4 protein-coding genes are annotated in these 5,808 nt (G+C 63.6%); all 4 read left to right on the top strand.

Translation table 11 applies throughout. The features are described from left to right. Positions 1–198 precede the first annotated feature (198 nt). The 4 genes from AC0AP0_RS08075 to AC0AP0_RS08060 are packed head-to-tail and all read left to right on the top strand — an operon-like array spanning position 199 to position 5,734. On the top strand, positions 199–831 hold the full coding sequence (locus AC0AP0_RS08075) for an NAD(P)H-dependent oxidoreductase (protein WP_490430092.1): 633 nt from the start codon (positions 199–201) through the stop codon (positions 829–831). Beyond that, on the top strand, positions 828–1,991 hold the full coding sequence (locus AC0AP0_RS08070) for a glycosyltransferase family 4 protein (RefSeq protein WP_490430091.1): 1,164 nt from the start codon (positions 828–830) through the stop codon (positions 1,989–1,991). The genes AC0AP0_RS08075 and AC0AP0_RS08070 overlap by 4 nt, the downstream gene beginning before the upstream one ends. A 9-nt stretch (positions 1,992–2,000) precedes the next feature. Then, the gene (locus tag AC0AP0_RS08065) at positions 2,001–5,207 is read left to right on the top strand and encodes a UPF0182 family membrane protein (RefSeq protein WP_490430090.1); all 3,207 of its coding nucleotides are present in this window, start codon (positions 2,001–2,003) and stop codon (positions 5,205–5,207) included. After that, a complete protein-coding gene (locus AC0AP0_RS08060; protein ID WP_490430089.1) occupies positions 5,204–5,734 on the top strand; it encodes a GNAT family N-acetyltransferase in 531 nt (176 codons plus the stop codon). Before AC0AP0_RS08065 ends, AC0AP0_RS08060 begins: the two co-directional genes overlap by 4 nt. Positions 5,735–5,808 lie beyond the last annotated feature (74 nt).

The raw sequence follows: 5,808 nt of genomic DNA, 5'->3' as shown, positions 1-5,808 counted from the left end.
GTGTCTCCACCACTTTGCGGCAGCATGCCTTGTCCATGCGGTAGCTTCACCTACCGACCACCCAATAACATAGATGGGCCCAGGAGCAGTGTCAAGCATTTGCCAAACCAGTGTTGCCGTCCTTGCCAGGACTGACAATGACAAAGGTCTGCACGCAGTCGGTGCAGGCGCGAAATGGAATGTAAGGAGCGAATCCCCATGAAGATCGTGGCAGTCACGGCCAACCCCGAACCCAAGAGCCTGACCGATGCGGCGGGCAATGCCCTGCTGGACGGGGCGGCCGAGGGCGGGGCTCGCACCGAGTTGATCGACCTTTGCGCCGAGGGGTTCAATCCCGTCTTCGGCATGGAGGACAGGACCCACTACCTGGGCCAGGGACCTATGCCCGAGGATGCCCAGGCCATGCAGGAGCGCATCAAGGATGCGGACGTGCTGGCCCTGGTCTTCCCTGTCTACTGGTACAGCATGCCGGCCATCATGAAGGGCTTCATCGACCGGGTCATCTGCCGGGGCTTCGCCTACCACGCTGACGGAACCCCCGGGGCCCTGGCCGGGCGCCGGGTGGAGCTGGTCATGCTAACCGGCGGGGAAAAGGAATGGTACCAGTCCAGCGGCATCGGAGAGGCCCTGGACAACCAGCTGCGCAGGCAGACCTTCCTCAAGTACTGCGAGGTCGCGCAGGTGGAGACCATCTATGTGGACAATCTGGATTCGGGCAACGACGAGCAGCAGGCGCGCGAGGCAGCCGACCGGCACCTGGTGGCCTTGGCCCTCAAGGGTCGCCAGCTGGCCGCAGGGACCGAACCTGAAGCAGGCCAGGACGCTCAGTGACGCTCAGCATTGGGTTCGTCTTCGATGACACCCTGGATGTGTTTGACGGGGTCCAGCAGCACATTCTGACCCTGGGACGTGAGCTGGGCAGGCGGGGCCATAGGGTCCAGTACCTGGTCGGTCAGACCGCCCATCCCCCCGTTGATGGGGTTCACTCCTTGTCCCGCAACGTCATGGTCTCCTTCAACGGCAACAGGATGCGCATACCTCTGCCTGCACCCAAGGCGCCCATCCGCCGGGTCCTGGAGGCCGGACACTTCGATCTCCTGCACGTCCAAGCCCCTTACAGCCCCTTCCTGGCCGGTCGGGTCATCCGGGCCGCGAACCCGGCAACGGCCCTGGTGGCCACCTACCACATCGCCCCCACGGGAAACCTGCAGCTGCTGAGCGGTCGGCTTCTGGGGATGATCAACCGCAGGACCCATAGACGCATCGACAGGGTCATCGCGGTCTCGCCTGTGGCGGCTAGTTACGCCCGGCAGACTGCCGGTGTGACCAGCAGGGTGGTGGCTAATCCCGTGGACGTGGTTGCCCTGCGTCGGGCCCGACAGGCCGCTGGCGACCAGGAGGTGGCACGCCTGCACGGCCAGGGGCCGCATCTGGTTTTTCTGGGAAGGTTCGTGGCCCGCAAGGGGGCAGGGATCCTGCTTTCGGCCCTTCAGGCGGGGGAGCGGTCCGGCATCCTGCCCGAAGGCCTGCATGTGACCATGGCCGGCAAGGGTCCGCTGCTGGAGGACTGCCGTCGAAAGGCCGCCACCCTGCGCACCCCGGTGGCCTTCCCCGGCTTTGTGGACGAGAAGGACAAGCCCGCCCTGCTGGCCTCATCCGACCTGACAGTCTTTCCCTCTACCGGGGGCGAGTCTTTCGGCATCGTCCTGCTGGAGGCCATCGCCTCGGGCACGGCTCCTGTGCTGGCCGGGGACAATCCCGGCTACCGATCCACACTGATGGGTGATGAGCGGGCTCTGATGCCCGTCGACTCGCCCAACACCCCGGAACTGCTGGCCCGGCGAGTTGCCCAGGCTCTGGGGGACCCTTCCTGGAGGCGGAAGGTGCGCCATGACCAGCTTGCGCTCTTGGACCGCTACGATGTGACCACCGTGGTCGATCAAGTGGAGGAGGTCTACAGGCAAGCCATTCAAGACCGGCGTCTCATGTAGGCTAGGTACATGTCATTCTTTGATTTCTTCGGCTCCATGTTCGACCCTGAGGGCGGTCCAGGCGGACCAGGTCGGCGTCGCAATGAAGACGACCCGGTCATCCTGCACGTGCAAACCGATGGGGAGGGTTCTGACCAGGGGGGCAGCGGTACACCCCGTTTCCGCTTCCCCGGACCAGGTGACCCCCGGCTGACTTCCCGTAAGAAGGGCAATCAAGGGCCTTCCCGGGGCTCGAGGATCCTGGCCGTGGTTGTGGCCGTCGTCCTGGTCGTCTTCCTGCTCCTGTTCGCGCTCAGTCGCTTCATCACCGATGTCATGTGGTTCTCCCAGCTGGGAGCGGCACAGATCGTCTGGACCCAGCTGGGCATCAAGGTGGGTCTGTGGCTGGCCTATGCACTGCTGTTGGCTGCGGTGACCCTGCTCTCGGCCATCCTGGCCATCCACAGCCGCCCTGATTCGCCTGACGGGTCTACCATCAGAGTCAGGGGCGATCTGATCGAGGTGGGCAAGGGAGTTTCTTCACGCACAGCGCTCAAGGTGGCCGTGGTGGTCTCCCTGGTCGTCGGCGTCTTCTTCGGCTTCCAGTTCAACGCCGACTGGAAGCAGGTACTCCTGCTCTTCAACGCCCAGTCCTTCGGGGTGCGCGACCCCCAGTTTGGCCTGGACAACGGCTTCTATGTCTTCATCCTGCCCGGCCTGCAGCTGCTGGTCTCCTCCCTGCTGATGATGCTGCTGGCGGCCACGATATTCAGCCTGGTCACCAACTTCCTCATGGGCGGCATTCGCTTGACCATGCCCGTGCATGGACGCGGCATTCTGGAGATGACCCGTCCCGCCCGCCGCCAGGTGGCCCTCTGGCTGGTCCTGTTCATGCTGGTCTGGGCGGGTGACACCGCCCTGGGCGTCTTCGGCAGGCTGACCGAGGAGGGTGATCGGATCACCGGCGCCTCCTACACCTCGGTCAAAGCGGCCATCCCAGTGACTCTGATCATGGCCGTGATCATAGCCCTGCTGGGCATAATCCTGGCCGTCTGGATTCTGAGGTCGCCCACCCTGGAACCCGGTCGTGTCCATGCAGGATCCCTGGGTTCGGCCGTCAAGCAGTGGAGGATTCCCGCTCTGGCTGTAGCCGTTACTATCGTTCTGTCCCTGCTGTTGACCGTTTTCTGGCCGGCACTGGTCCAGCGATTCCGGGTCAACCCCAACGCACAGGAGATGGAGTCCGCCTACATTCAGCGCAACATCACTGCCACCACCACGGCCTATGGGTTGGACAAGCTCAAGACTGAGGCCTACGACGCCACCACCGAGGTCCAGTCGGGCGCCCTTTCCCGGGATGCGGAGACCACAGCACAGATTCGTCTGTTGGATCCCCAGGTGGTCTCGCCCACCTTCCGGCAGCTGCAGCAGTCCAAGCAGTACTACACCTTCGAGGACACCCTGGCCGTCGACAAGTACGACATCGACGGAGTCAGCCAGGATACGGTCATCGGCGCTCGCGAGTTGGACCTGGAGGGCAACGACAACCGCAACTGGGTCAATGACCACACGGTCTTCACCCACGGATACGGCATCGTGGCCGCCTACGGCAACAAGGTCACCCCGGACGGGCAGCCCGAATTCTTCGAGCAGGACATCCCCACCAAGGGCAAGCTGACCGACAGCCAGCACTACGAGCCGCGAATATACTTCTCGCCCAACGCGCCCGAGTACTCCATCGTCGGCGCGCCCCAGGGCTCATCGGGCTGGGAGTTCGACTATCCCACTGGCTCCAAGGGAGCCACCAACACCTTCAAGGGCAACGGCGGCCCCTCGGTGGGTAACTTCCTGGCCCGGGTCCTCTACGCCATTCGCTTTGGATCCGACCAGATCCTCTTCTCGGACCGCGTCACGCCCGATTCCCAGATCCTTTACAACCGCTCGCCCAAGGAGCGCGTGGCCCAGATCGCCCCCTATCTGACCCTGGACGGGCGCGTCTATCCGGCTGTGGTGGACGGCAGGGTCAAGTGGATCGTCGACGGCTATACCACATCTGACGCCTACCCCTACTCGCAGAAGGTCGACCTGGGTCCAATCACCCAGGACACGACCACCCTGAGCTCAGAGGCCGTCAAGGGCCTGGGTTCCCAGAAGGCCAACTACATCCGCAACTCAGTCAAGGCTACGGTCGATGCCTACGACGGCTCGGTGGATCTGTATGCCTGGGATGCCAAGGATCCTGTGCTCAAGGCCTGGCAGAAGGTCTTCCCCGGCCAGTTCAAGCCGCTCTCGTCCATCTCGGGCGACCTGATGAGCCACATGCGCTACCCGGAGAGCCTGTTCAAGGTGCAGCGCCAGCTCCTGTCCCAGTACCACGTCAACTCGGCCAGCCAGTTCTTCTCCGGCGAGGACTTCTGGCAGACCCCCGTGGATCCGACCGGGACCAGCAAGGAACAGAAGGCCGGGATCAAGCAGCCTCCCTACTATCTGACCCTGCAGACCCCGGGGACCGACAAGCCCGCCTTCTCGCTGACCTCCACCTTCATTCCCGCCGGCACCTCCACCAGGGAGATTCTGACCGGGTTCCTGTCCGTGGATTCCGATGCCGGGTCAACCAAGGGTGTGATAGGCCCGGACTACGGGACCATCCGGCTGATGGAGCTGCCCAAGAATTCCAATGTGCCCGGCCCTGGGCAGGCCCAGAACAACTTCAACTCGGATGCCGCTGTCTCCACCGAGCTCAACCTGTTGCAGTCCGGATCCACCAAGGTCAAACGTGGCAACCTGCTGACCCTGCCCATAGGTGGCGGACTGATTTACATCCAGCCTGTTTATGTGCAGTCCAGCGGCGCCACCAGCTTCCCCTTGCTCAAGCGGGTCCTGGTGGCCTTCGGAGACAAGGTCTCCTCCTCGGCCACGCTGGATGCGGCCCTTGACAAGACCTTCCAGGGCAACTCGGGCGCATCGGCAGGCGATGCCGACAACACCGGACGTACCAATTCCGATGCTGACCAGAGCGAGCAATCCGACAAGGCCCCTGACAAGACCGTTGGGTCTGGTGGGACATCGGCCACAGAAGGGCAGGCCCTGAAACAGGCCTTGGACAAGGCCAACCAGGCCATGAGCGACGCGGATGCAGCCCTGAAGAAGGGTGACTTCAGCGCCTACGGTGAGGCTCAGAACCGTCTGCGTGAAGCCCTCAAGGAGGCCTCCGACCAGGAGGGCGGCAACAAGTGAGCGCCACCCCGCGCATCCGGCTCTGTCGTCGCGGGGACCTGGAGGCGGTCACCGCCATCTACAACCAGGCGGTCATGGATGGCGGTTCCACGGCGGATACGGCTCCGGTCAGCCTGGACCAGCGCCTGCAATGGTGGCTGGACCACGATCCTGACCAGGGCCATCCGGTCCTGGTCCTGGAACAGGAGGGCAAGGTGCTGGCCTTCGGTTCCCTGTCGGCCTACTACGACCGGCCCGGCTACCAGGAGACCTGCGAGCTCAGCTATTACGTGAATCGTGACAGTCGTGGACAGGGCTTGGGCGCCCTGATGGTCCATTTCCTGCTGGAGCGTGCCCAGCAGGTGGGTATGCGTCTGGCAGTGGCGATCATCTTCGATGACAATTCGGCTTCCAAGGCCCTGCTGCACCGGTTCGGATTCAGCCGCTTCGGCCTCCTGCCCCAGGCCGCCTGGGACCGGTTCGCCCTGCATGACGTCTCCTACTGGAACCTGTCCCTTGAGCGAAACGGGGTCGGGGAGCCTGTGTAGAATCTCACCGTCCCGTTTGAGAGCAGGAGGTATCACCTACATGGCATCCGATTTCTGGCTGATAGCCGGACTGG

It is taken from the genome of Bifidobacterium sp. POST2/T3 (B1) (assembly GCF_058197115.1).
This window is presented reverse-complemented; position numbering and strand designations above follow the sequence as displayed.

Bases quoted from the DNA above. Each gene is read 5' to 3' on its own strand.
- AC0AP0_RS08075 (WP_490430092.1), top strand. From the start codon at position 199: ATGAAGATCGTGGCAGTCACGGCCAACCCCGAACCCAAGAGCCTGACC.
- AC0AP0_RS08065 (WP_490430090.1), top strand. From the start codon at position 2,001: ATGTCATTCTTTGATTTCTTCGGCTCCATGTTCGACCCTGAGGGCGGT.